This window comes from Delftia sp. K82, from assembly GCF_002193035.1.
GTDB lineage: Bacteria > Pseudomonadota > Gammaproteobacteria > Burkholderiales > Burkholderiaceae_C > Comamonas > Comamonas acidovorans.
Genome location: NZ_MYFL01000002.1, coordinates 1 through 21,997, shown reverse-complemented (window position 1 = coordinate 21,997; position 21,997 = coordinate 1). Strand labels below are relative to the sequence as shown.

Sequence of the window (21,997 nt, the reverse complement as noted above, 5' to 3'; positions counted from 1 at the left end):
GCAAGACAACGGTATCGACACAGACAACAGACACAGACGGAGACACAGCAGTGAGCAAGATTCCCGGATTCCATATCCACGCCCGGCCCGAGGCCGCCCTTGGCGAGGCGCTGCTGCAGCGCTACCGCGGCTTTCCGGTCGCCAATGTCAGCGACGCCATGAGCCGCACCACGGGCACCTCGGCGCTGCGGCCCTTTCACCGCCGCCAGGGGCCGCTGGTGGGCCGTGCGCTGACCGTGCGCACGCGGCCCGGCGACAACCTGATGGTGCACCAGGCCATCGACATCTGCGGCCCCGGCGACGTGATCGTGGTGGACGCGGGCGGCGGCGGGCCCAACGCCATCATTGGCGAGATCATGCTGGCGCTGATGATGGCGCGCGGCGCGGCCGGCATCGTCATCGACGGGCTGATCCGCGACAGCGACACCATCGGCCAGCACGGCCTGCCCGTGTATGCGCGCGGCGTCTCGCACCGTGGCCCCTACAAGGACGGCCCCGGCGAGCTGCATGTGCCCGTCAGCATCGACGGCATGGTCGTCCACCCGGGCGACCTGGTGCTGGGCGACGGCGACGGCCTGCTGGCCGTGCCCGCCGCCGAGGCCGCCGCCATTGCCGACCGCGTGGAAGCCATACAGCGCGACGAGGCCGACGTGCTCGCCGCCATTGCCGCAGGCCGCGCCGACCGCTCCTGGGTGGCGCGCACGCTGGCCGCCAAGGGGGTGCTGTGATGGACCGCCGCGTTGTCCGCTTCGACTACTGGCTGGATGCGGCCTTTGACCGCATCGTCTCGGCCGCACCTGGCGTGCAACTGATCACCTGCCGGCGCGAGGGCGACGATGCCGCCGCCTGGCAGGCCCTGGCCGGCGCCCGGGTCTACCAGATCACGGCCGCCAAGGACGAGCTGCCGCGCCACTGGTTCGCCACGGCGGACCTGCTGGCGCGCTGCCCCGATCTGCTGGCGGTATCTTCCAGCGGCTCGGGCTGCGACACCATCGACATCGAGGCCTGCACGCGGGCCGGCGTGGCCGTGATGAACCAGTCGGGCGGCAACGCGGATTCGGTGGCCGAGATGGCCATCGGCCTGATGCTGTCCGTGCTGCGCCGCATCAACGAATCCGACCGCCTGCTGCGCGCCCCTGCCAGGGGCTTCAGCCGCGAGGACGTGATGGGCCACGAGCTGCGCGGCCGCACCCTGGGCCTGGTCGGAGTGGGCGAGGCCGGCAGCCGCGTCGCGGCCCTGGGCCGGGCCTTCGGCATGCAGGTGATCGGCTGCGACCCGGCCTATGACGCGGCAGGCCTGGCGGCGCGCGGGGCCGAGGCCGTGGGCTTCGACGAACTGCTGCGGCGCTCGGACATCGTCTCCCTGCACTGCCCGCGCGATGCCTCCACGCTGGGGCTCATGGACGCCGCTGCCTTTGCGGCCATGCGGGCGGGCGCCATCTTCGTGAGCACGGCGCGCGGCGGTATCCATGACGAGGCAGCCCTGCACGCCGCCCTGGCCAGCGGCCACCTGGCCGGCGCGGGGCTGGATGTCTGGGACCAGGAGCCGCCGCCCGCCTCCCATCCGCTGCTGGCCCTGTCCCAGGTGGTGGCCACCTTCCACACCGCCGGTGTCACGCACGAGGCCCGGCGCAACAACGCCGAGCTGGCTGCCACCCAGATCGTGCAACTGCTGGCCAATGGCCAGCGGCCCGCGCGCCTGGTCAATCCCGAGGTCTGGCCGCGTGCGCGCGAGCGCATCGCCCGGGCCTTGGACCCGTCCCGTTCCCCGTCCCGTTAGCCGCTTCCTTCACCATGACTAAAAAGCCTCTCAGACCACTGCAAGAGGCGACCCAGGAGACAAAGATGACACAGCAAGCAAGGCGCGCATTGTGCGCAGGCCTGGCCGCCGCCTGCATGGCGCTGCCGGCCCTGGCCCAGGCTCAGAGCGAGGCCCCCTACCCCTCGCGCAACATCGAGATGATCGTGGCCTACGGGCCCGGCGGCGGCACCGATCTGGTGGCGCGGCTGCTGGCCCGCCATCTGGAAAAGAAACTGGGCGGCAGCGTGGTCGTGCTCAACCGCCCCGGCGCGGGCGGCGGCATCGGCTTTGGCGAACTGGCGCGTGCCAAGCCGGATGGCTACACCATCGGCTTCATCAACACGCCCAACGTGCTGACCATTCCCATCGAGCGCAAGAGCAGCTTCCACTGGAGCCAGTACGACCTGCTGGGCAACCTGGTGGACGACCCGGGCGGCTTTGCCATCCACAACAGCAACGCCATCACCACGCTGGCCGGCCTGGCCACCTACGCCCGGGCCAACCCCGGCGCCGTGACCGTGGGCACTACGGGCACGGGCTCGGACGACCACCTGGCCATGCTGCTGTTCGCCAAGGCCACGGGCACGCAGCTCACCCATGTGCCCTACAAGGGCGCGGGCGAGGTGCGCGCCGCCGCCACGGGCCAGCAGATCACCATCGGCGCCATCAACGTGGGCGAGGTGCTGGCCTACCAGAAGGGCGGCACTCCCATCCGCCTGCTGGGCCAGATGTCGGCCGCGCGCAGCTCGCTGGCGCCCCAGGTGCCTACGTTCAAGGAGCAGGGCATCGATATCGAGCTGGCCTCCCTGCGCGGCCTGGCCGCGCCCAAGGGCTTGCCCGAAGGCGTGCGCAAAAAGTTGGTCGATGCCGTGGCCGCCATCGCGGCCGACCCGCAGTTCAGGCAGCAGGCCGAGGCCATGTACGCGCCGCTGCGCTACCTGGCGCCGCCCGCCTACGCGGCCGAACTGGAGCGCACCGAGGCCGGCTTTCGCAAGCTCTGGACCGAAATGCCCTGGCAGGACGGCAAGCCCTGAAGGCCATGCCCATGCCAACCTTTGAATTCACAAGGACGACCGCCATGCACTGTCTGCCGCGCCGCAGCCTGGCTGCGCTCACCCTGTGCGCCCTGGCCCTGCCGGCCCTGGCGCAAGGCCCCATCACCCTCATCGTGGGCTGGCCCGCAGGCGGCCCTTCCGACAACGTGGCGCGGCTGGCGGCCACGCGCATGAGCGAGGCCCTGGGCCAGCCCATCACCATCGACAACCGGGCCGGCGCGGGCGGCAACCTGGGCAGCGACGCGGCGGCCCGCGCAAGGCCCGATGGCAACACCATCATGCTGGCCACCGTGGCCTCGCACGGCCTGAACTCCGCGCTCTACGCCAAGCTCAACCACGACCCGCTCAAGGACTTCGCACCCATCGGCATGATCACCACCTCGCCCAGCGTGCTGCTGGTGCCCGTGGCCTCGCCGCTGCGCTCGGTCAACGATCTGCTGGAGGCGGCGCGCGCCAGGCCGGGCCAGCTCAACTACGGCTCGGGCGGCGTGGGCTCCAGCCAGCATCTGGCCGGCGCCAGCTTCAAGCAGCTCACGGGCGTGGATGTCACCCACATCCCCTACAAAGGCACGGCCCCGGCCATGACCGACCTGATGGCGGGCCGGGTGGACTTCGTGCTCACCACGGGCGCCATCCCCTTCATCCGCTCGGGCAAGCTGCGCGCCCTGGCCGTGGCCTCACGCCAGCGCCTGCCGGCCCTGCCCGATGTGCCAACGTTCGAGGAAGCAGGCGTCAAGGGCTTCTATACCGACTCCTGGTACGGGCTGGTTGCCCCGGCCGGCACGCCGCGCGCGGCGCTGGAGCGCCTGAACGGCGCACTGGCCACGGCGCTGCGCAATCCCGAGGTGCAAAAGCAGTTCATCGACCAAGGCTCGCTGCCCGTCAAGCCCATGGACGTGGACGCGTTCTGGCGCTTCGTGCGCGAGCAGATGCCCGTGGCGGCCGAGCAGGTGCGGGTGTCGGGGGCCAGAGCCGAGTGAGCGCAGCCGGGTGCGGCAGTGCAGGATCGGCACGGGGGCGACTGCACAGCCGCAATGCAGCCAGCGTGTCACTGGCAGGTCACTGGTAGGTCACTGGTAGGTCACTGGTAGTTGAGCGTGAAGGTGGCCCGTCCGTTGGCCAGGCCTGTGGTGACGGAGGGCTGGGTCTGGACATAGCGCGCCGTCAATGGAATCACGTGGTTGCTGGTGTTTGGGGTGATGATGCCCGCCTGCCACTGGTTGGGATTGCCGAAGTTGGCGGAGTCCTCGCCGTAGCTGATGACCTTGTCGCTACTGCGGATCTGGATGCCGATGCCGGCAGCCCCTCCGGTCACCGTCAGCACATCGGAGCGGTTGGCGGCATCGTTGGCATCCGTGAGCGTGACGAACGGGCGCAGGGTGGAATTGGCATCGCCCCCGGTGCAGATCAATTCCAGATCGAATGACTGGGGCGCGGAGGTAGCGCCTATCCCGTTGAACTGTGAACTGTTGACTCGCTGCAGGTTCACGGCGATGTTGCTCGTCTTCACCCGGCAACTGGCGCCTGTGCGCACCACGGTGCTGCCGGCCGCCATCACGGACCAGATATTGCAAAGGCTATTGCAGTCAAACCGGGCGGTTGCATAGCTGCTGACGCTGAAAGTGCCCGATTGAACGGCGCCTGTCTTGATGAGTTGCATCCATATGGTTTGCTCATGTACATCATCCTTTTGCCATCCCGTGGCTCCTGAATTGTTGGACGTAGTGGTGATGGACATGGTTTTGCCATTGGGGAAATTCCTGGCTTTCCATGTGGCACGCCAACGGATTCCTATTCCGCGCAAAGATGTGGAGTAGATATCGCCGTCCAGCGTAGTGGGGTTCATGATTTGGGGCCATATTTCTGAAGATGGCCCCGAAAGCACACTGTAGGAAATTGTGTCGAGAGTGGATTTGACCATGGGCGATTCCCATAGCACTGATCCATTCATGATATTTCCTGCGGGAACGTTGATGATTTCCGGTAATTGGACGATGGATACTGCCGGTGTAAACATGCCTCCATAAATGGAGCTTACAGAAAAGCAAAGCGTTGCCGGAATGAGAAAATATCTGATTTTTTTCATATGAATGAAACCGGAAACGATGCAGGAGAGTTTGATGGGCGTGCTCCAAAGTCTATTCCTATGATTTATGAAAATCCATAGGATCATTCTGATATTGGCAATGCTGTTTCATGACTCCAATGCCGTGTTCCGTCCGCTGCCGTGGCGCGGCATTGCCACCGGGTCCGGCCTGCGGCACACCTGGCGCAAGCGGCGCCAACGACGTGGCGGCCGCCTGGGCACGGTCGCCTGGGCACGGCCGCCACGGGCGACGCCTTTGCAAGACGCCTGGGCTGAGCCGGCGGCTCAACCCCGCCTGCGCGCCGCCAGCCCCTGCACCACGGCCGCCAGCCGGTCGATTTCCTCGGTGGTGTTGTAGAAGGCCAGCGAGGGCCGCACCGTGGTCTCCACGCCGAAGCGCCGCAGGATGGGCTGGGCGCAGTGGTGGCCGGTGCGCACGGCGATGCCTTCGGCGTTGAGCGCCTCTCCCACCTCGGCCGTGGTCCAGCCCTTGAGCACGAAGGACAGCACGCTGGCCTTGTCGGCCGCCGTGCCGATCAGGCGCAGGCCGGGGATGGGCGCCAGCGCCTGCGTGCCGTACTGCAGCAGATCGTGCTCGTAGCGCGCGATGCGCTCCATGCCCAGGGCCTGCACGTAGTCGATGGCGGCGCCCAGGCCCACGGCGTCGGCAATGTTGCCGGTGCCGGCCTCGAAGGTGTTGGGCAGGGGCTGGTAGACGGTTTTCTCGAAGGTCACGTCGGCAATCATGTTGCCGCCGCCCTGCCAGGGCGGCATGTCCTCCAGCACCTCGCGCCGTCCCCAGACCACGCCGATGCCCGTGGGGCCGAAGACCTTGTGGCCCGAGAACACGAAGAAGTCCGCACCGATGGCCTGCACGTCCACGGCCATGTGCGAGACCGACTGCGCGCCATCGACCAGGGCCCGGGCGCCCGCCTGGTGGGCCAGCTCCACGATCTGCTGCACGGGCACGACCGTGCCCAGCGCGTTGGAGACCTGGGTGACGGAGACGATCTTGGTGCGCGGGTTCAGCAGCCTGCGGTATTCATCGATGAGCACCTGGCCCGAGTCGTCCACCGGGATCACGCGGATCTTCGCGCCCTTGGCGGCCGCCAGCTGCTGCCAGGGCACGATGTTGGCGTGGTGCTCCAGGTGGGAGACGATGATCTCGTCGCCCTCGCCCACATGCTGCCAGCCCCAGCTCTTGGCCACCAGGTTGATGGCCTCGGTGGTGCCGCGCACGAAGATGACCTCGTTCACGTCGGGCGCGTTGATGAAGCGGCGCACGCGCTCGCGCGCGCCCTCGTAGGCGTCGGTGGCGCGCGCGGCCAGTTCATGCGCGGCGCGGTGGATGTTGGAGTTCTCGTGCTCGTAGAAGTGGCGGATGCGCTCGATCACCGCGCGCGGCTTGTGCGTGGTGGCCGCGTTGTCCAGCCAGGCCAGGGGCCGGCCGTTGACGCGCTCGGACAGGATGGGAAAGTCCCGGCGCACGGCATGCACGTCGAAGGGCGCCTGCACGCCGGCCGCTCCATGCCTTGCCCCGTGCGAAACCTGCTGGCGCTGCAGCGGATGGGCCGGCGTGGTGTAGCCGGCGGGCAGCACCACGGGATCGACAAAGTAAAAGCGCGGCTCGGCCGAAGGCACGGTGGACGCAATGCCGGGCCCTTCGGTGGGCACGCCGATGCGCGGCACGGCGGGTGACGCAGGTGCAGCAGGTGCAGCAGGTGCCGTGAACGGGAGCGCGGCCAGCGCATCCAGCGGATCGCCCTGGCGCTGGGGCACGCCCAGCACCTGCGATCCCAGGCGCGGCTCGTAGGCGGGCAGGGCGCTCACGACATGGTCGGGCACGCCGTTGCCGGCCTGGGCATGGGGCAGCAGCGCGGGGGCGCGGTGGGCCAGCGAGGCCAGTGGCGCGGGCGAGGCCGGCAGCAGGTTGCTGCCCGGCGCCAGGCCCTGCGGGATGGGCGTGCCCGGCACGCCGGGGCCCAGGCCTGCGGGGCTGGCCAGCGGCGAGCCGGGCGGCGCCACGTTCACGGGCGCCTGCACGCCAGCAGGCAGGCCGGGAAGACCCGGAAGACCCGGCAGGGCAGGAGCCGATCCCGGTGCGGCGGAGAACAGGGCGTTGGCCATGCGCGCCAGCGCCTCGGGGTCGAAGGGCGCCTGGGGCGCCACGGAGGTGATTGCAGACACGGTCAACGCCCGGCCTCTTTACTTGTAGGTGTCGGGATAGTCGTGGTACTTGCCGATCTCGACATCGTCGAGCACGGCCAGCGCGTCGGGCGTGAGCACGGCCAGCGAGCAGTACAGCGAGATCAGGTAGGACGCGATGGCATGGTTGTTGATGCCCATGAAGCGCACCGACAGGCCCGGGCTCTGCTCGCCCGGCAGGCCGGGCTGGTACAGGCCGACCACGCCCTGGCGCTTGTCGCCCACGCGCAGCAGCAGGATCTTGCTCTTGCCATCGGCCACGGGCACCTTGTCCGAGGGGATCAGCGGAATGCCGCGCCAGGTGATGAACTGCGAGCCGAACAGGCTGACCGTGGGCGGCGGCGTGCCGCGGCGCGTGGCCTCGCGGCCGAAGGCGGCAATGGCCAGCGGATGGGTCAGGAAGAAGGCGGGCTCCTTCCAGACCTTGGTCAGCAGCTCGTCCAGGTCGTCGGGCGTGGGCGCGCCGGTCAGCGGGAAGATGCGCTGCTCGTCCGTGACCTGGGCGAGCAGGCCGTAGTCGGGGTTGTTGATCAGCTCGCTTTCCTGGTTCTCCTTGATGGTCTCGATGGTCAGGCGCAGCTGTTCCTTGATCTGGTCATGCGGGCTGCTGTAGAGGTCGGAGATGCGCGTGTGCACATCCAGGATGGTGGAGACGGCGTTGAGGAAGTACTCGCGCGGCTGCTCCTCGTAGTCCACATAGGTGCGCGGCAGCTGGTTGTCTTCCTGCTTGGCCGTGCAGGTGACCTTGATGGCTTCCGGGTTCTTGACACGGTTGAGGCGGTAGATGCCCGCCTCCACCGGCGACCATTGCAGCAGGTGCGTCAGCCAGCGCGGGCTGATGGTCGAAAGCTGGGGAACGGTTTTGGTTGCGTTGGCCAGTTGCCGCGCGGCGTTGTCGCCTAGCGCGGTCGTGCCGCCCACTGTTGCCGACATGTGCAGACTCCGTGATCAGTTCAGGAAAAAGGGAAGGGGAAGGAGGGAAAACAGGGCCAGTGTCCCGGCCCGCGCACATGTCTTCAACATGCTATAGCCGCCAAGCGCAGGCCGCGCACCAGCTGGTCGTGGGCCACGGTTTCGCCGCGCATGACCAGGGCCGAGGGCTGCACGCCCAGAGAGACGGCCAGCTTCTCCACGGTCAGCAGCGAGGCGATGACGCGGCCGCGCTCTATCTCTCCCACGTAGGAGCGGTTCAGGTCCGAGTGCTCGGCCAGCCGCTCCTGCGACCAGCCATGGGCCTCGCGCGCCTGGCGCACGGCAATGCCGAAGCTGGTGACAAGACGGGTGCTCATAGGGCCACCTCCCGGGGCTGCTGCGCGTGCTCGCGCGCATGGGCCTGGGTGACGTGGGCGCCGGGCGGCACGTCCTCGGTCACCCAGACATTGCCGCCGATGACGGCGCCGCGCCCCAGCGTGACGCGGCCCAGGATGGTGGCGCCCGCGTAGATGACCACGTCGTCCTCCACCACCGGATGGCGCGCCAGGCCCTTGCGCAGGTGACCGTGCTCATCGGTGGGAAAGCGCTTGGCGCCCAGGGTGACGGCCTGGTACAGCCGCACGCGCTCGCCGATCACGGCGGTCTCGCCGATCACCACGCCCGTGCCGTGGTCCATGAAAAAGCCCCGCCCGATCTTCGCGCCCGGGTGGATGTCGATGCCCGTCTGCGCATGCGACAGCTCGGCCACGATGCGCGCCAGCAGCGGCTGCTCCAGCAGGTACAGCTGGTGGGCCAAGCGGTGGTGGATCATGGCCAGCACGCCCGGATAGCACAGCAGCACCTCGTCCACGCTGCGCGCGGCGGGATCGCCCTGGAAGGCGGCCAGCACGTCGCTGTCGAGCAGGCGGCGGATCTGGGGCAGGGACTCGGCAAAGGCGCGTGCGATGTCCAGCGCCATGGCATCGGCGCCCGCTGCCGTGTGGGGCGCGGACAGCCGCAGCTCCAGCCGTATCTGGCCCAGCAGCGCATGCAGGGCCGAGTCCAGCTGGTGGGCCACGAAGATGTCCTCGCTTTCCTGGCGCAGGTCGTGCGGGCCCAGGCGCATGGGAAACAGGGCTGCCTTGAGCTGGTCGATGAGGGTGGAAAGCGCGTCGCGCGAGGGAAACTCGCGCGCCCCGGGCTCCTGGGTGCGGCCGTGGGCCTCGCGCCATTCGCGGCGCGCCGCATGCAGGTTCTGGGTGAGTCCGGCAATGTCGAAACTGGCCATCTGCGTGCTCCTTCAGTCTTGAATCCAGGGCAGGCCGTGGAAGCGCCAGCCGTCGTTTTTGCCGCGCTGCTGACGCGCGTCGATCTCGCCCTCGAAGCCTTCGAGCACGTTGAACACATGGGCGAATCCGGCCTGGGCGGCCGCCTGGGCCGCCAGCACCGAGCGCTTGCCGCTGCGGCACAGCAGCAGGGCCACGGCCTCCTTGCCGCCGTGCGGGGCCAGGCGCGCTTCCAGCTCGCGGGCAAAGCGCGGGTTGCGCGTCAGCGCCGTGCCCGTGGCCCAGGGCACGTGCAGGGTATCGGGCACCTGCCCGACGAACTTGCGTTCCTCGGCCGTGCGCACATCGACCAGCACGGCCTGGCCGGCCTGCACCAGCGCCCAGGCCACGGGCGGGCGCACGCCGCCTGCGTGGCCCAGCCCCTGTGCGCGGGCGTGTTCCTGCGCCTCTTCCAGAGCCTGGGGCAGGGCGGTTTCCAAAGTGAGGGCTGTCATGTTGTCGTCCTTGCGGAGAATTCGCGGGTTGGTGGCTATAGGCACCAATCTAAGAACTTCGCGGCAAGCCACCAACGAACAAGAGCGGCGTTTGATAGAAGCAAAACGTCTATGAAGGCGCCGCGTGGCGCCGGGGCCACCTCGGGACAGCCTCAGGGCGCCTCAGGCCATCAGCAGCCGCTGCAGCATCCACAGGTTCAGCGACACCACCAGGGCCGCGCAGCCCCACAGCACCGCCGCCATCCTTGGGCCAAAGGCCAGCTCGCCCAGCGTCTTGCGCCGCGTGGTGAACAGCAGCAGCGGCACGATGGCAAACGGCAATTGCAGGCTCAGCACCACCTGGCTGAACACCAGCAGGGCACTGGCGCCGGTGCTGCCATACCAGGCGGTGGCCACCACGGCGGGCACGATGGCGATGCAGCGCGTCAGCAGGGCGCGCAGCGCAGGCGATAGGCGGATCTGCAAGAAGCCCTCCATCACGATCTGCCCGGCCAGCGTGCCCGTGACCGAAGAACTCAGCCCCGAGGCCAGCAGCGCCACGCCGAACACCGCGCTGGCGATGCCCACGCCCAGTAGCGGCGACAGCAGGTGGTAGGCGTCCGACAGCTCGGTCACCGGCGCCTGGCCGGGCCGGTTGAACGCGCCGGCCGCCACCACCAGGATGGCGGCGTTCACGAACAGCGCCAGCCCCAGCGCCACCGTGGAGTCCAGCGTGGCCAGGCGGATGGCCTGCCGCGTGCCCTGGGGCGTGGTGTCATGCCGGCGTGTCTGCACGATGGACGAATGCAGGTAGAGGTTGTGCGGCATCACCGTGGCCCCCACGATGCCCACGGCCAGGTACAGCATCTGCGGATTGGCCACGATCTCCATGCCCGGCAGCAGGCCGCGCAGCACGGCCGCCACGGGCGGCTGCAGCCACACCAGCTGGGCGGCAAAGCACAGGCCGATCACGGCCACCAGGGCGATCACCATCGACTCCAGGCAGCGAAAGCCCCGGCTTTGCAGCGCCAGGATCAGCATCACATCCACCACCGTGATGCACACCCCGGCCACCAGCGGCAGGCCGAACAGCAGGTTCAGGCCGATGGCCATGCCCAGCACCTCGGCCAGGTTGCAGGCCACGATGGCGATCTCGCAGAAGAACCACAGCACCAGGTTGATGCGCGGGGAAAACTGCGCGCGGCAGGCCTGGGCCAGGTCCCGCCCGCTGGCCAGGCCCAGGCGCACGGCCGCCGCCTGGAACAGCATGGCCATCAGGTTGGAGGCAAAGATCACCGCCAGCAGCGAGTAGCCGAACTGCGAGCCGCCCGCGATGGAAGTGGCCCAGTTGCCAGGGTCCATGTAGCCCACGGCCACCATGTAGCCTGGCCCGGCAAACGCCAGCACGCGGCGCGCGCTGTCCGAGCGGCTTGCGCCGCGCGGCACGACGATGCTGCGATGCACCTGCGGCAGGCTGGGCGTGCCCGCGTGGCCGTGGTCCGGCTCGATGGCGCCGAAGCGGCCCTGTTCGGCCGCAAGCACGGTGTCGTTCATGGGGGCCTTTCCGCCGGCGGGGGCACGCGGTTGCAGAGGAGATGCCTATTGGGCCGTTGGCACCAGGCCGCTGGCGGGCGCAATGGCTGCGGCGGCGGGTGCGGCATCAGTGCCTGCGCCGCGCCACAGCGCCACGAGATCTCCGGTCACGATGACCGCGCCGGCCAGCAGAATCAGGCTGCCCACGCAGCGGCGCGCCACGGTGGCAGGTTTCAGGCGCCGCGGCGTGCGGGCCGGCGTGCGGCCCGGCGTGCTGGGGGCGGATGAGGAAGGCAGAAGGGACATCATGGCAACTCCTTGGCAGGGGAACGCTTGTCTCGGGCCAGCCCCGGGGAAGCCCGCCTGCCCCGGCCGGTGCGGGGCAGGCGGGCGGTCCGCGTCAGGCGTAGGCGCTGCTCATCACCAGCGATCCATTCACGCCGGCCGGGAAGAACCCGCCCTTGGTCGCCGTGTCCTTGGTCAGGTACACGATGTTCAGCACGTCGCCCGGCGAGCGGCTGTAGGCGATGCCGTTGGCATCCAGCGGCACGATGTTGGACGTGGTGGCGTCCCCCGTGATGCCCTGGTCCACGTCGGTGGAGCCGTCCAGGCTGTCGCGCGCATCCGAGATGGCGCCGGCCGCCGTGCGCAGCGCGGGCGTGGCCAGTCCCTTGGCGTACAGCACCGTGCGCACCAGACCTGCGTGGTAGGCCTCGGCGGCCAGGATGCCGGCGGCTGCCTCCAGATAGGTCTTGTTGGTGATCAGCGGCGATGCGCCCTTGTAGGCGGTGACGCCCACGTCCTCGAAGATGAAGGCTCCCAGCAGGAAGTTCTCGTCACTCGCATAGGGATCGAAGGCCGTGCCCGCGCCCACCAGGCCGGCCGCTCGCGCGGCCACCGAGAATGCGCCGTTCGGGTCGGTTCCGCCGATGTCGATCTGCGGCTGCGCCACCGCAGCCGAGCCCAGCGCCGCGCGCAAAAAGGCCACGTGGGCGATCTCGTCCTGGGCGATCTCCTTGGCGTACTGCGCCACCACGGGGTCCTTGAAGGCCACGGCACGGCCGCCCGTGATGGCGCCCTGCGTGCCCACGCCCGACTGCAGGTTGGCGGGCAGGCCAGTGCCGAACACCGCGTAGTGATAGAACTGCGACTCCAGATACTCCAGGTTGAGGGCGAAGTTCAGGATCTCCGCATCCGTGGGCCCGTTGGCCTGCGCATTCGCGTCGCCCCCGCCACCGCCGCAGGCGGACAGGATCACCCCGCCCGCCATGCCCACGGCCACGCCGCTGGTCTTGCGGAAGAACTGGCGCCTGTCCTCCAGCTTCTTGGCACGTTTTTGCAAAACCCCGATCAACACTGATTCGTCGGACATGATGGTTCCTCTCGGTTCGCGGCAGGCGCGAACGGTCAACGTGAAGAATGCGCCTCCGGCCGAAAGCACACGGGTGTGGCGAAAGCGCGTTCCACTGAAGAGGTGGCCACCTGCTCCAGGGGAATGGGATGCGTCCCCGCTATCCGGCAGTACGCAGGCCGCGCAGGTCTGGATGTGCCGCAATTGAAAGCGCCGGTAACGGTTTGCGGATGCCGCCGTTTCTTTTTCTTTTTTGAATCCAGACCCCGCTGCGCTGCGTATCCAGATCAGCCGGAATCGTTCGGCTTGTCATCAACCCGCTAGGAGCATTCCATGGTCTCGATTCAAAACACCCGCAAGCTGGCCTCGTTCGGCCTGGCCATCGTGATGTCGGCTGCCTCCGTGGCCGCCATGGCCGATGTGATGGTGGGCGGCGCACCCATGCTGCCGTCCAAGGACATCATCGACAACGCCGTCAACTCCAAGGACCACACCACCCTGGTCGCAGCCGTCAAGGCGGCGGGCCTGGTCGATACGCTCAAGGGCCCGGGTCCGTTCACCGTGTTCGCGCCCACCAATGCCGCCTTCGAGGCCCTGCCCGCAGGCACGGTGGACACCCTGCTCAAGCCCGAGAACAAGGGCACGCTGACCACCGTGCTGACCTACCACGTGGTGGCCGGCAAGTGGGATGCAGCGGCGCTGTCCAAGATGATCAAGGACGGCAAGGGCATGGCCAGCATCAAGACCGTCAGCGGCGGCACGCTGGTGGCCAAGTCCAGCGGCTCCAAGATCATGCTGACGGATGAAAAGGGCGGCACGGCCACGGTGACCATCCCCGACGTCTACCAGTCCAACGGCGTGATCCACGTGATCGACAAGGTGCTGCTGCCCAAGTGAACGGCACAGGCAGCGAGCGGGCCGGCCACTGACCGCCGTGGTCAGTGACCGGAGCCTTGCGCCTTCGCCATGCGCCTTGCGGGCGCTCCGCCAGAGGGCGCGCCGCCGGAGGGCGCCCCCCCATAGGTCGATCCCGCATAGATGGCCGCCAGCGTCAGCGCCATGCCGGCCAGCGCCATCGGCGTGGGTCGGGCGGTGAAGAACAGCACGTCGATGGCATAGGTGCCTATGGGCTCGGCCAGCAGGATGAGGCCGGCCAGCGAGGCCTTCACATGCGGCACGGCCGTGCTCACCATGAGCCAGGCCACGCCCTGCACCAGCAGGCCGTACAGCAGCAGCGTGCCGAAATCGGCCGCACTGGCAATGGCCAGCGACTCGCCCTCCAGCCACGCGGCTGCCAGCAGGCAGGGCGTGGCGGCGGCGCACAGCACGGCCATGTTGACGGCCGGATGCGTGGCGTGCGGCGGGGTCTGCCCCTTCTTGATGAAGACCACGCACAGCGCATAGGCCGCCGCCGAGGCCAGGCCCAGGGCCACGCCCAGCCAGTGCTCGGACGCCGAATCCGGGCCTGAGGCCACGGGCAGGCCCGCGCCCGACACCATGAGGATGCCGGTGGCCGCCAGCACCAGCGCCACGAAGTAGACGACCGTGATGCGCTCGCGGAACACCGCCCAGGCCAGCCCCGCCAGAAAGAACGACTGGCAGTTGGTCAGGATGGCCCCCAGGCCCGGCCCCACCATGCGTATGCTCTTGTGCCACCAGTACAGGTCCAGCGCCAGCGCGGCGCCTGCCAGGCAGGCGTACAGCAGGGCCTGGCGCGTCATGCGCCAGCGCAGGCCCCGCCACAGGGCAAAGCCGGCCAGCCCCAGGCCGCCCAGCAGCATGCGGTAAAAGCCCATGGCGCTGGTGCCCATGCTGCTGAAAGCCACGGCCACGCCGGACAGGCTCAGGATCAGCCCGCCCACGGCCAGCAGCGCCAGGTAGCTTGTCTTTCCGTTCATGCGCATGGCTCCGTCACGCTTGCCGGTCGGCGGCATTGCGCCGCCGGTATTCGAGCTGGCGTGCCGTCTCGGCCGCGATCTCCGCGCCCAGCAGGCGCTCCACCAGGTGCAGGGCCATGTCGATGCCCGCCGCAAAACCGCCCGAGGTGACGATGGCGCCCTCGTCGATCCACAGCCTGTCGGCGCTCACGCGGGCAGCCGGCGCAATGGCGCGCAGGTCTTCCGTGTCCTCGAAGTGCGTGGTGGCCTCGCGCTGGTCCAGGAGCCCCGCCCGCCCCAGCAGGAAGGAGCCCACGCAGACGGAGCCCGTCACCTCGCTGCTGCCGGCCACCTGTCGCAGCCAGGCGGCGACCTCGGGCGCGGCCAGTTCGGCCTGCAGGGCGCCGCCGGCCACGATCAGCAGGTCCAGCGGGGGATGGTCCTGCAGGCTGGCCTGTGCCTGGATGCCCACGCCTTCACGCGTGCGCACGGCAGCGCCGCTGCGGCTGATCACCACGGGCTGAAACGGGGGCGAGGCCGCCAGCCCGCGCCGCACGGCCACGCGCGCAGCCACATCGAACACCTGCAGCGGCCCTGCAAACTCCAGCAGCACCACGCCATCAAAGACGAAAAATCCAACGGTCCGTGTCTTCATCCACCACTCCTGTCTGTCGAGGAGTGGCAGCTTAGGCAGGCCGCAGCGCGCGGTCTTGGACGGAATTGATCAGGCCGTGCCGCTCAAGGCCGCTCAGGGCCGCATGGCCTGGCGGTACTGCGAAGGCGCCACGCCATGCGCGCGGCGGAACCAGTTGGAGAAATGGCTCTGGTCGTAGAAGCCCAGCGACAGTGCCACCTCGCTCAGCGCCAGCGTGCCGCGCAGCAGGCCGCGGGCGCTTTCGGCGCGGCGGGCCTGGTGGTAGGCATGGGGCGTGATGCCGTAGCGGCGGCTGAAGCTGCGGATGGCGTGCTCGGGACTGAGTCCGCAGACGGCGGCCAGCCGCGCGGCGCCCAGCTCCTGGTCCGCATGGGCGTCGATGAACTCGCGCAGCAGCGCCGCGCTGGCGCCATCGGGCGCATGCGGCCGGCCGGGGCTGTGCACCACGCGGCGCAGCAGCGCCAGCAGGGCCTCGTCGGCGGCCAGGCCGTCCTGCGGGCCTTGCAGCAACTGCCGGACGCAGGCCCGGGTCTGCGGGTCGCGCAGGCTGACGGCGTCGAACCAGCCATCGCGCACGCCCAGCAGCGCGTGCATGCGGGCGGGCTCGACATGCAGCATGTCGTAGGTCCAGCCCTGCTCGCCGCCCGGGCGCCCGTCGTGGATCTCGCCGGCGTTGAACAGCGCGATATCGCCACCCGTGAACTCGCGCTCGGCGCCCCGGCTCCAGCACAGCTCGCGCCCGCCGTGGATGACGGCAATGCCCATGGTGTCGTGGAAGTGGCGCGGATAGCGGTGCTGCACCGCATGGCCGCTGAGGATTTCCACGCCGCCCAGCGCGCAGTGGCGGCGGTAGGTCAGGGCGCGTTGCGGGCGCTTGCCGGGTATGGGCGCGGCCATGGCCGGTGTCAATCCGCGCCGGGGGCCGCTGCCGGCGTCCTGGCCTGCGCGGCCAGCTTGGACAGCCGCCAGCGCGTCAGGTCGTCCGCGCCGGGGCCGGCCTCCACGCGCAGCTCGGAAAAAGGCACGCTGCGGCCCGATTCCTCCTCCACCAGCGCCAGCCGCAGGGGCGTGCCTGACTGCGCACGCACAAAGCGCATGGGCGGCTGGGCCTGCTGCTGCAGGCGCCACCGGTCGCCGACCTGGGCCAGCGCCTGGATCACCAGGGACAGGTCGCGGCCCTTGGGCGTGAGCAGGTACTCGTAGCGGTCCGGGCCGCTTTGGTAGAGGCGGCGCTCGACCAGGCCTGTCTGCTCCAGCTGGCGCAGGCGGTCGGTCAGCGTGGCGTTGGTGATGTCCGTGGACTTTCTCAGGTCGTCATAGCGGCTCAGGCCCAGCATCAGGTCGCGCAGCACCAGCATGGCCCAGCGGTCGCCTACGGCCTCCAGCGCGGTGGCGATCGAGCAGGCCATGCCCTCGAAGCTCTTGGATCGCATGGGGTTTCCCTTGTGTGTTCGCGGTTGTCGCAGGCCTGGAGTGTCTCAGCAAAACGCAAGCCCGGCCCGCAAAGGTGGATTGCGTGCTTGTAACTCTAATGATTGGAGTTTATATTTGGAGCCACTATCAACCACGGCTTTTTCAAGCAAGGACCTCCTTCATGAGCACGCATCAAGGCACCGCCATCGTCACTGGCGCCTCATCCGGCATTGGCGCCGTCTACGCAGACCGCCTGGCCGCCAGGGGCCATTCCCTGATCCTGGTGGCCCGCCGCGAGGACCGGCTGCAGGCGCTGGCGCAGCGGCTGCGCAGCGCGCATGGCCGCGAGGTCGAGGTGGTGGCCGCCGACCTGGCCGACGCCGCCGGCCTGCAGCGCGTGGCGGCGCTGCTGTCGGGTGAGCGTGACATCCGCATGCTGGTGAACTGCGCCGGCCTGGGAGCCCTGGGCCCGGCCGCCCAGGTGGATGCAGGCGAGGTCGATCGCATGGTCATGGTCAACATCCATGCGCTGACGCGGCTGTCGCTGGCGGCGGCGCGGCTTTTCGCCACGCGCGGCCGGGGCACGCTGATCAACATCGGCTCCATCCTGGCCGTGATGCCGGTGCCAGGCGCCTCCAGCTATGGCGCCTCCAAGGCCTATGTGCTGAACTTCACGCGCTCGCTGCAGGCCGAGCTCGCTTCCAGCGGCGTCATGGTGCAGGCAGTGATGCCCAGCCTGGTGCGCTCCGAATTCTTCGGCGGCAAGCCCGCGCCGTTTCCCGAGCACCTGTTCATGTCGCCCGAGGCCTTGGTGGATACGGCCCTGGTCGCACTCGACCAGGGCGAGGCCATCTGCTTTCCCACGCTGGGCAGCACGACCGCCTGGCTGGACTTTGACCAATCGCGCGCCAATCTCGTCAAGGCGCTGACGCTCAGCGGCGTGCCGGCAGCGCGCTACCAGGGCGCGGATGCAGGCCAGCCCGCCTGACGCCTGACGGCCCGCCGCGTCGCCAGCCCGGATTTCCCGAAACCTCCTCTTTTTTGCACCCGGAGAAAACCATGCCCCTGTGGAAGATCTACCACCCCGAAAACGCCTTCAGCGATGAAGACAAACAGGCCATCGCCCAGCGCATCACGGCCGTCTACGGCGACCTGCCGCGCTTTTACGTGGGCGTGGTGTTCGAGGCCGTCGCCCGCACTTCGTTCTTCATCGGCGGTGAGCCTGCGGATGATTTCGTGCGCATCTCCGTGGACCACATCGCGCGGCAGATCCGCGACGAGGAGACCAAGACACGGTTCCTCGAAGGCGTGCGGCGGCAACTGTCCCCCTTCATTGCCGACCGTGGCCTGCGCTGGGAGATGCATGTGGACGAGACGCCCTTCAGCCTCTGGAGCATCCAGGGCCTGCGCCCGCCCGTGCCGGGCACGCCCGAGGGGGAGAAGTGGCGCCTGGACAATCGGCCCTCTCCCCTCTGAGGACCTACCTGCATCTCAGCGCAGCGACAGCCCCGCCGACTGGATCGCGCGGGCGTAGCGCGGGCGCTCGCTTTGCAGGCTCTGGCCCAGGTCGGCCGGGGAGCCGCCCGCCACCTTGAAGCCCATGTGCTCCAGCTGGGCGCGCACATCGGGGGCCTGCAGCACGGTCTGCAGGTCGCGGTTGATCTTGGCGACGATGGGCGCGGGCGTGCCGGCCGGCGCGAAGTAGCCCTGCCAGCTTTCCACCGAGAAGCCGGGCACGCCGGCCTCGGCCATGGTGGGTACCTGGGGCAGGGCGTCGGAGCGGTAGGGCGTGGTCACGGCCAGGGCGCGCAGCTTGCCGGCGCGCACGTACTCGGTCACGGCGGCCAGCGTGATCAGCGTGGCGTCGGTATGGCCGCCCAGCACGTCCAGCGAGGCCGGGCCACCGCCCGGGTAGGGGATGTAGTTGACCTTGGCGCCCGTCTCCTGCGTGAGGATTTCATGCGCCACATGGGCAATGCCGCCATTGCCGGGCAGGCCCAGGCTGATGCTCTGCGGCTTGGCCTTGGCGCGCGCCAAGTAGTCGCCCAGCGTGTTCAGGCCCGTGGCGGGGTTGACCACCAGCACCTGCGGATTGACCACGGCCTTGATGATGGGCGTGAAGGCCTTTTGCGTGTCGTAGGGCAGCTGGGCGAACAGCAGGCCGTTGAGCGTGAGGCCCTCGCCCTGCTGCAGCAGCGTGTAGCCGTCGGGCGCCGCCTTGGCCACCTTGGCCGCGCCGATGGTGCCGCTGGCCCCGGCCACGTTCTCCACCACCACCGACTGGCCCCACAGCGCGGCCAGCTTGTCGGCCAGCGTGCGCGTGAGCTTGTCGGCGCTGCCCCCTGGCGCCACGGGCACGATGATGCGCACCGGCTTGTTCGGAAAGCTGTCGGCCGAGGCCAGGGCCGCAGGCGCGTGCAGGGCCAGGGCGGAGAACAGGGGAAGCAGCAGTGCGCGCAGCGCAGACGGGGTGCGGATCATGGGAGTGCCGGAGTGCAGAGAGTCGATGCCCGCAGTCTGGGAGGCTCCTGGCGCGGCGTGAACTAAGCATTGCGGCTATGCATATGCGGCTGCCGCACAACGTGCGTCACGCTTGCGCCACGCATGCGCGCGCAGTGCCCAAAGCTCATATCCATATCTGCAATGCGTCGTTGGCGCCAGGGCGGGAGAGGCCTAACTTCGTGTCCTCCCGCGAACGTCCTCCCAGGCACTCCCATGACACAGACCCATCTCTCCATCGACTTCAGCGGCAGCGACGTGGCCAGCCGCCGCGCAGCCGCCATCACCGGCTTCATCGCCACGGCCCGGCGCCTGCTCCCCAACCCGGAGCACGCCACGCCCGAGCAATTGCAGGCCGTGGCCCGCGAGCTGGAGGCGCTGGGCCTGCAGCGCGAACTGTTCCCGCACGCGCACTTCCCCGTCTCGGCCAGCAACCCGGCCCAGGTCTACCGCCTCAGCGAAGACCTGGGCGGGCGCTATGCGTTGTACCTGTCCACCGGCCTGCCGGGCAAGTCCCAGCCGCCGCATGACCACACCACCTGGGCCATCATCGCGGGCGTCGAAGGCGTGGAGCGCAACGTATTCTTCACACGCGGCAAGACCGACGACCCGCTGCGCGACACCCTGGCGGTGGGGCGCAGCGTCGATGTGGGCAGCGGAACCTCGGTAGTGCTCACGCCCACCGACGTGCACACCATCGAGCTGATCGGCGAGGAGCCCGGCCTGCACCTGCATTTCTACGGGCGCGGCCTGGAGCGCATGCCCGAGCGCGTGGTCTTTGAGAGCCTGGAGGGCGGCAGCTTCCGCACCTTCGGCCCGCCCAAGTCCATTCGCCATGCGCTGGTCACGCCCGCCGCGCTCCGGCAGGCCCTGGCCGACGGCGAGGAAATCGCCGTGCTCGACGTGCGCGAGGCCGGTGTCTTCGCACATCGCCACATCCTGTTCGCGGCGCCCGCCCCGGCCTGGCGGCTGGAGCAGCTCATCGACCGCCTGGTGCCGCGCCGGGGCACGCGCATCGTGCTGGTGGACGCAGACGGCTCCCTGGCCCATGAGGCTGCGGCCAAGCTGGTGCGCCTGGGCTGGCCCAATGTCTCCGTGCTCGAAGGCGGCACCGAAGGCTGGGCGGCCGAGGGGCTGGAAATCTTCAGCGGCACCAACGTGCCCAGCAAGGCCTTCGGCGAAGTCATCGAGCATGAAAAGCACACGCCCTGGATCACCTCGGATGATCTGGGGGCGCGTGTGCAGCGCGGCGACAACATCGTCGTCGTCGACAGCCGCACGCCCGAGGAATTCGCGGCCTTCAGCCTGCCCTTTGCGCTCAGCGTGCCGGGGGCCGAACTGGTCTATCGCATCGGCGAAATCGCCCCGGACCCGCAAACCCTGGTCGTCGTCAACTGCGCGGGCCGCACGCGCTCCATCGTGGGCGCGCAGACCCTGATCGACGCCGGTATCCCCAACCCGGTCGTCTCGCTGCGCAACGGCACCATGGACTGGCTGCTCACCGGCCGCAGGCTCGCCCATGGCCGCCGCACCCCGCTGCCCGAGCCCGGCGCCGTCGCCCTGGCCACCGCACGCGAACGCGCAGCCAGCGTGGCACAGCGCGCGGGCGTTCAATCCATTGATGCGGCCGAACTGGCCCGCTTCGAGTCCGAAGCCACCGAACGCACGCTCTACCGCTTCGACGTGCGCACCCGCGAGGAATACCAGGCCGGCCACCTGCCCGGCTGGCGCTGGGCGCCGGGCGGCCAACTCGTGCAGGCCACCGACGAATACGCGGCCACGCGCGGCGCACGCATCGTGCTGGCCGACTGGGACGGCGTGCGCGCCCTCACCACCGGCGCCTGGCTGGCCCAGCTGGGCTGGGAAGTCTTCACCTACGTTCCGCCCGCGCTGGCCACCCTGGAGGTCGGCGCCGAACCCGTGCGCGTGCTCGCCTCCCACGCGCCTGCGCCCCAGCTGTCCGTGCAGCAGGCGCAGGAACTGCTGGGCGAAGGCCGGGCCATCGTCTTCGACGTGGACAGCCGGCCCGCCTTCGAGAAGCAGCACATCGCCGGTGCGCGCTTTGCCGTGCCTGATCGTCTGCCCTCCTTCGTGCAGGCCCTGCCGCCAGCGCAGGTGGTGGTGCTCACCTCGCCGGACGGCGTGCTGGCGCGCAGCGTGGCGGCCGAACTGGCGGCGCGCACCGGGCGCGATGTGCGTTCCGTCGTCGGTGGCACTTCTGCCTGGGCTGCTGCCGGGCTGCCGCTGGGGCAGGGGGATGCGGATGTGCTGACGGGGGATGATGACCAGTGGTACAGCCCTTATGCGCATCGGGATCTGGGGTTGAGGGATGAGGGGTTTCGGGCTTATCTGGATTGGGAGTTGGGGTTGGTGGGGCAGTTGGAGAGGGATGGGTGGGCTTCTGAGATTCGGCTGGTGCCTGTCTGAGTTGCTTTTTTTGTCCCTGCCGGGTGGTTGTTTTTCGGGGCCGGGTTTCGGCCCGGCAGCCGACCCGCTTTCTTGTCGCGCGACAAGAAAGCGGGGCAAAGAAGCGCGCCCCAAACTGCCCACGACCCTTCGCTTCGCTGCGGGCGACCTGCGTTGGGCGGGATGCGGGGTGTGCCGCAGAACTCGCTTTGCGCTTCGCGCGCCGCTCAAACAACTGCGGCAAGTCAGATGACGAAGCAAGCCTGTCCTTCGGCAGGCTTGTCACCCCGCATCCCGCCCAACGCAGGCGTGGGCAGAAGGGGGAGGAGGCTGGGGGCAGCCAACAGCCAACAGCCAACAGCCAACAGCCAACAGCCAACAGCCGGAAATGCAAAACAGCCGATGCGCCATTGTTGCGCTCGGCTGTTTTTCGTGGGCTGAGGCT

The 21,997-nt window shown here is 69.1% G+C and carries 22 protein-coding genes; 8 read left to right on the top strand and 14 right to left on the bottom strand.

Features of this window, described 5'->3' with window-relative positions; all coding sequences use genetic code 11:
* The first annotated feature begins 50 nt into the window (after positions 1-50).
* The 4 genes from KDK82_RS15610 to KDK82_RS15595 all read left to right on the top strand — a co-directional run bounded on the left by KDK82_RS15610 (position 51) and on the right by KDK82_RS15595 (position 3,836).
* Positions 51-728: an RraA family protein gene (locus tag KDK82_RS15610; RefSeq protein ID WP_088165562.1), complete on the top strand. Its 678-nt coding sequence runs from the start codon at positions 51-53 to the stop codon at positions 726-728.
* Positions 728-1,780 (top strand): hydroxyacid dehydrogenase, encoded by a 1,053-nt coding sequence (locus tag KDK82_RS15605; protein ID WP_088165561.1) that lies wholly within the window; start codon positions 728-730, stop codon positions 1,778-1,780. Before KDK82_RS15610 ends, KDK82_RS15605 begins: the two co-directional genes overlap by 1 nt.
* 65 nt (positions 1,781-1,845) lie before the next feature.
* Positions 1,846-2,835 (top strand): tripartite tricarboxylate transporter substrate binding protein, encoded by a 990-nt coding sequence (locus tag KDK82_RS15600; RefSeq protein WP_088165560.1) that lies wholly within the window; start codon positions 1,846-1,848, stop codon positions 2,833-2,835.
* 44 nt (positions 2,836-2,879) lie between these two features.
* Entirely contained in the window at positions 2,880-3,836 is a 957-nt protein-coding gene (locus KDK82_RS15595) for a tripartite tricarboxylate transporter substrate binding protein (protein WP_088165559.1), read from the top strand.
* Between the two features lie 101 nt (positions 3,837-3,937).
* On the opposite strand, the gene KDK82_RS15590 is transcribed toward KDK82_RS15595, so the two are convergent.
* The 9 genes from KDK82_RS15590 to KDK82_RS15550 form a co-directional block, all read right to left on the bottom strand.
* Complete coding sequence (locus KDK82_RS15590; RefSeq protein WP_256974502.1) at positions 3,938-4,942, bottom strand: fimbrial protein; 1,005 nt, start codon at positions 4,940-4,942, stop codon at positions 3,938-3,940.
* Positions 4,943-5,227: 285 nt separating this feature from the next.
* Entirely contained in the window at positions 5,228-7,135 is a 1,908-nt protein-coding gene (locus tag KDK82_RS15585) for a family 2A encapsulin nanocompartment cargo protein cysteine desulfurase (RefSeq protein WP_088165557.1), read from the bottom strand.
* 12 nt (positions 7,136-7,147) lie between these two features.
* Entirely contained in the window at positions 7,148-8,080 is a 933-nt protein-coding gene (locus tag KDK82_RS15580) for a family 2A encapsulin nanocompartment shell protein (RefSeq protein WP_013800566.1), read from the bottom strand.
* Between the two features lie 83 nt (positions 8,081-8,163).
* On the bottom strand, positions 8,164-8,436 hold the full coding sequence (locus tag KDK82_RS15575; protein WP_012207587.1) for a helix-turn-helix transcriptional regulator: 273 nt from the start codon (positions 8,434-8,436) through the stop codon (positions 8,164-8,166).
* Complete coding sequence (gene epsC / locus KDK82_RS15570; protein ID WP_013800567.1) at positions 8,433-9,347, bottom strand: serine O-acetyltransferase EpsC; 915 nt, start codon at positions 9,345-9,347, stop codon at positions 8,433-8,435. The genes KDK82_RS15575 and epsC overlap by 4 nt, the downstream gene beginning before the upstream one ends.
* 12 nt (positions 9,348-9,359) lie before the next feature.
* A complete protein-coding gene (locus tag KDK82_RS15565) occupies positions 9,360-9,839 on the bottom strand; it encodes a rhodanese-like domain-containing protein (RefSeq protein WP_043790997.1) in 480 nt (159 codons plus the stop codon).
* 162 nt (positions 9,840-10,001) lie between these two features.
* Positions 10,002-11,372, bottom strand: a complete 1,371-nt coding sequence (locus KDK82_RS15560) for an Nramp family divalent metal transporter (RefSeq protein ID WP_088165556.1) — start codon at positions 11,370-11,372, stop codon at positions 10,002-10,004.
* 45 nt (positions 11,373-11,417) lie between these two features.
* The gene (locus KDK82_RS15555; RefSeq protein WP_088165555.1) at positions 11,418-11,660 is read right to left on the bottom strand and encodes a hypothetical protein; all 243 of its coding nucleotides are present in this window, start codon (positions 11,658-11,660) and stop codon (positions 11,418-11,420) included.
* 91 nt (positions 11,661-11,751) lie between these two features.
* Positions 11,752-12,723, bottom strand: coding sequence for a ferritin-like domain-containing protein (locus tag KDK82_RS15550; protein WP_065348051.1), 972 nt, complete (start codon positions 12,721-12,723; stop codon positions 11,752-11,754).
* Between the two features lie 312 nt (positions 12,724-13,035).
* Here KDK82_RS15550 and KDK82_RS15545 point away from each other — a divergent pair, with 312 nt between their 5' ends.
* Entirely contained in the window at positions 13,036-13,599 is a 564-nt protein-coding gene (locus KDK82_RS15545) for a fasciclin domain-containing protein (protein ID WP_013800571.1), read from the top strand.
* Positions 13,600-13,640: 41 nt separating this feature from the next.
* On the opposite strand, the gene KDK82_RS15540 is transcribed toward KDK82_RS15545, so the two are convergent.
* The 4 genes from KDK82_RS15540 to KDK82_RS15525 form a co-directional block, all read right to left on the bottom strand.
* Complete coding sequence (locus tag KDK82_RS15540; RefSeq protein WP_256974501.1) at positions 13,641-14,600, bottom strand: DMT family transporter; 960 nt, start codon at positions 14,598-14,600, stop codon at positions 13,641-13,643.
* A 13-nt stretch (positions 14,601-14,613) separates the two neighbouring features.
* Positions 14,614-15,234, bottom strand: a complete 621-nt coding sequence (locus tag KDK82_RS15535) for a GlxA family transcriptional regulator (RefSeq protein WP_034397168.1) — start codon at positions 15,232-15,234, stop codon at positions 14,614-14,616.
* Between the two features lie 93 nt (positions 15,235-15,327).
* Positions 15,328-16,131 carry an AraC family transcriptional regulator gene (locus KDK82_RS15530; RefSeq protein WP_088165553.1) on the bottom strand — a complete coding sequence of 268 codons (804 nt, stop codon included), beginning with the start codon at positions 16,129-16,131 and terminating at the stop codon, positions 15,328-15,330.
* Positions 16,132-16,139: 8 nt separating this feature from the next.
* Positions 16,140-16,667: a helix-turn-helix domain-containing protein gene (locus KDK82_RS15525; RefSeq protein ID WP_043824381.1), complete on the bottom strand. Its 528-nt coding sequence runs from the start codon at positions 16,665-16,667 to the stop codon at positions 16,140-16,142.
* Between the two features lie 161 nt (positions 16,668-16,828).
* On the opposite strand from KDK82_RS15525, the gene KDK82_RS15520 reads away from it, so the two are divergent.
* Entirely contained in the window at positions 16,829-17,635 is an 807-nt protein-coding gene (locus KDK82_RS15520; RefSeq protein ID WP_016450777.1) for an SDR family oxidoreductase, read from the top strand.
* A 71-nt stretch (positions 17,636-17,706) separates the two neighbouring features.
* Positions 17,707-18,123, top strand: a complete 417-nt coding sequence (locus KDK82_RS15515; protein ID WP_013800576.1) for a tautomerase family protein — start codon at positions 17,707-17,709, stop codon at positions 18,121-18,123.
* A gap of 15 nt (positions 18,124-18,138) precedes the next feature.
* On the opposite strand, the gene KDK82_RS15510 is transcribed toward KDK82_RS15515, so the two are convergent.
* A complete protein-coding gene (locus KDK82_RS15510; RefSeq protein WP_012207573.1) occupies positions 18,139-19,128 on the bottom strand; it encodes a tripartite tricarboxylate transporter substrate binding protein in 990 nt (329 codons plus the stop codon).
* A gap of 234 nt (positions 19,129-19,362) precedes the next feature.
* On the opposite strand from KDK82_RS15510, the gene KDK82_RS15505 reads away from it, so the two are divergent.
* Positions 19,363-21,573, top strand: a complete 2,211-nt coding sequence (locus tag KDK82_RS15505; protein ID WP_088165552.1) for a rhodanese-like domain-containing protein — start codon at positions 19,363-19,365, stop codon at positions 21,571-21,573.
* Positions 21,574-21,997 lie beyond the last annotated feature (424 nt).

Excerpts from the sequence above, each read along its gene's own strand:
- KDK82_RS15555 (WP_088165555.1), bottom strand. The coding sequence starts at position 11,660 with ATGATGTCCCTTCTGCCTTCCTCATCCGCCCCCAGCACGCCGGGCCGC.
- KDK82_RS15515 (WP_013800576.1), top strand. The coding sequence starts at position 17,707 with ATGCCCCTGTGGAAGATCTACCACCCCGAAAACGCCTTCAGCGATGAA.
- KDK82_RS15600 (WP_088165560.1), top strand. The coding sequence starts at position 1,846 with ATGACACAGCAAGCAAGGCGCGCATTGTGCGCAGGCCTGGCCGCCGCC.
- KDK82_RS15575 (WP_012207587.1), bottom strand. The coding sequence starts at position 8,436 with ATGAGCACCCGTCTTGTCACCAGCTTCGGCATTGCCGTGCGCCAGGCG.
- KDK82_RS15550 (WP_065348051.1), bottom strand. The coding sequence starts at position 12,723 with ATGTCCGACGAATCAGTGTTGATCGGGGTTTTGCAAAAACGTGCCAAG.
- epsC (WP_013800567.1), bottom strand. The coding sequence starts at position 9,347 with ATGGCCAGTTTCGACATTGCCGGACTCACCCAGAACCTGCATGCGGCG.
- KDK82_RS15560 (WP_088165556.1), bottom strand. The coding sequence starts at position 11,372 with ATGAACGACACCGTGCTTGCGGCCGAACAGGGCCGCTTCGGCGCCATC.
- KDK82_RS15535 (WP_034397168.1), bottom strand. The coding sequence starts at position 15,234 with ATGAAGACACGGACCGTTGGATTTTTCGTCTTTGATGGCGTGGTGCTG.
- KDK82_RS15540 (WP_256974501.1), bottom strand. The coding sequence starts at position 14,600 with ATGAACGGAAAGACAAGCTACCTGGCGCTGCTGGCCGTGGGCGGGCTG.
- KDK82_RS15520 (WP_016450777.1), top strand. The coding sequence starts at position 16,829 with ATGAGCACGCATCAAGGCACCGCCATCGTCACTGGCGCCTCATCCGGC.
- KDK82_RS15580 (WP_013800566.1), bottom strand. The coding sequence starts at position 8,080 with ATGTCGGCAACAGTGGGCGGCACGACCGCGCTAGGCGACAACGCCGCG.
- KDK82_RS15545 (WP_013800571.1), top strand. The coding sequence starts at position 13,036 with ATGGTCTCGATTCAAAACACCCGCAAGCTGGCCTCGTTCGGCCTGGCC.
- KDK82_RS15505 (WP_088165552.1), top strand. The coding sequence starts at position 19,363 with ATGACACAGACCCATCTCTCCATCGACTTCAGCGGCAGCGACGTGGCC.
- KDK82_RS15530 (WP_088165553.1), bottom strand. The coding sequence starts at position 16,131 with ATGGCCGCGCCCATACCCGGCAAGCGCCCGCAACGCGCCCTGACCTAC.
- KDK82_RS15590 (WP_256974502.1), bottom strand. The coding sequence starts at position 4,942 with ATGAAAAAAATCAGATATTTTCTCATTCCGGCAACGCTTTGCTTTTCT.
- KDK82_RS15595 (WP_088165559.1), top strand. The coding sequence starts at position 2,880 with ATGCACTGTCTGCCGCGCCGCAGCCTGGCTGCGCTCACCCTGTGCGCC.
- KDK82_RS15510 (WP_012207573.1), bottom strand. The coding sequence starts at position 19,128 with ATGATCCGCACCCCGTCTGCGCTGCGCGCACTGCTGCTTCCCCTGTTC.
- KDK82_RS15525 (WP_043824381.1), bottom strand. The coding sequence starts at position 16,667 with ATGCGATCCAAGAGCTTCGAGGGCATGGCCTGCTCGATCGCCACCGCG.
- KDK82_RS15565 (WP_043790997.1), bottom strand. The coding sequence starts at position 9,839 with ATGACAGCCCTCACTTTGGAAACCGCCCTGCCCCAGGCTCTGGAAGAG.
- KDK82_RS15605 (WP_088165561.1), top strand. The coding sequence starts at position 728 with ATGGACCGCCGCGTTGTCCGCTTCGACTACTGGCTGGATGCGGCCTTT.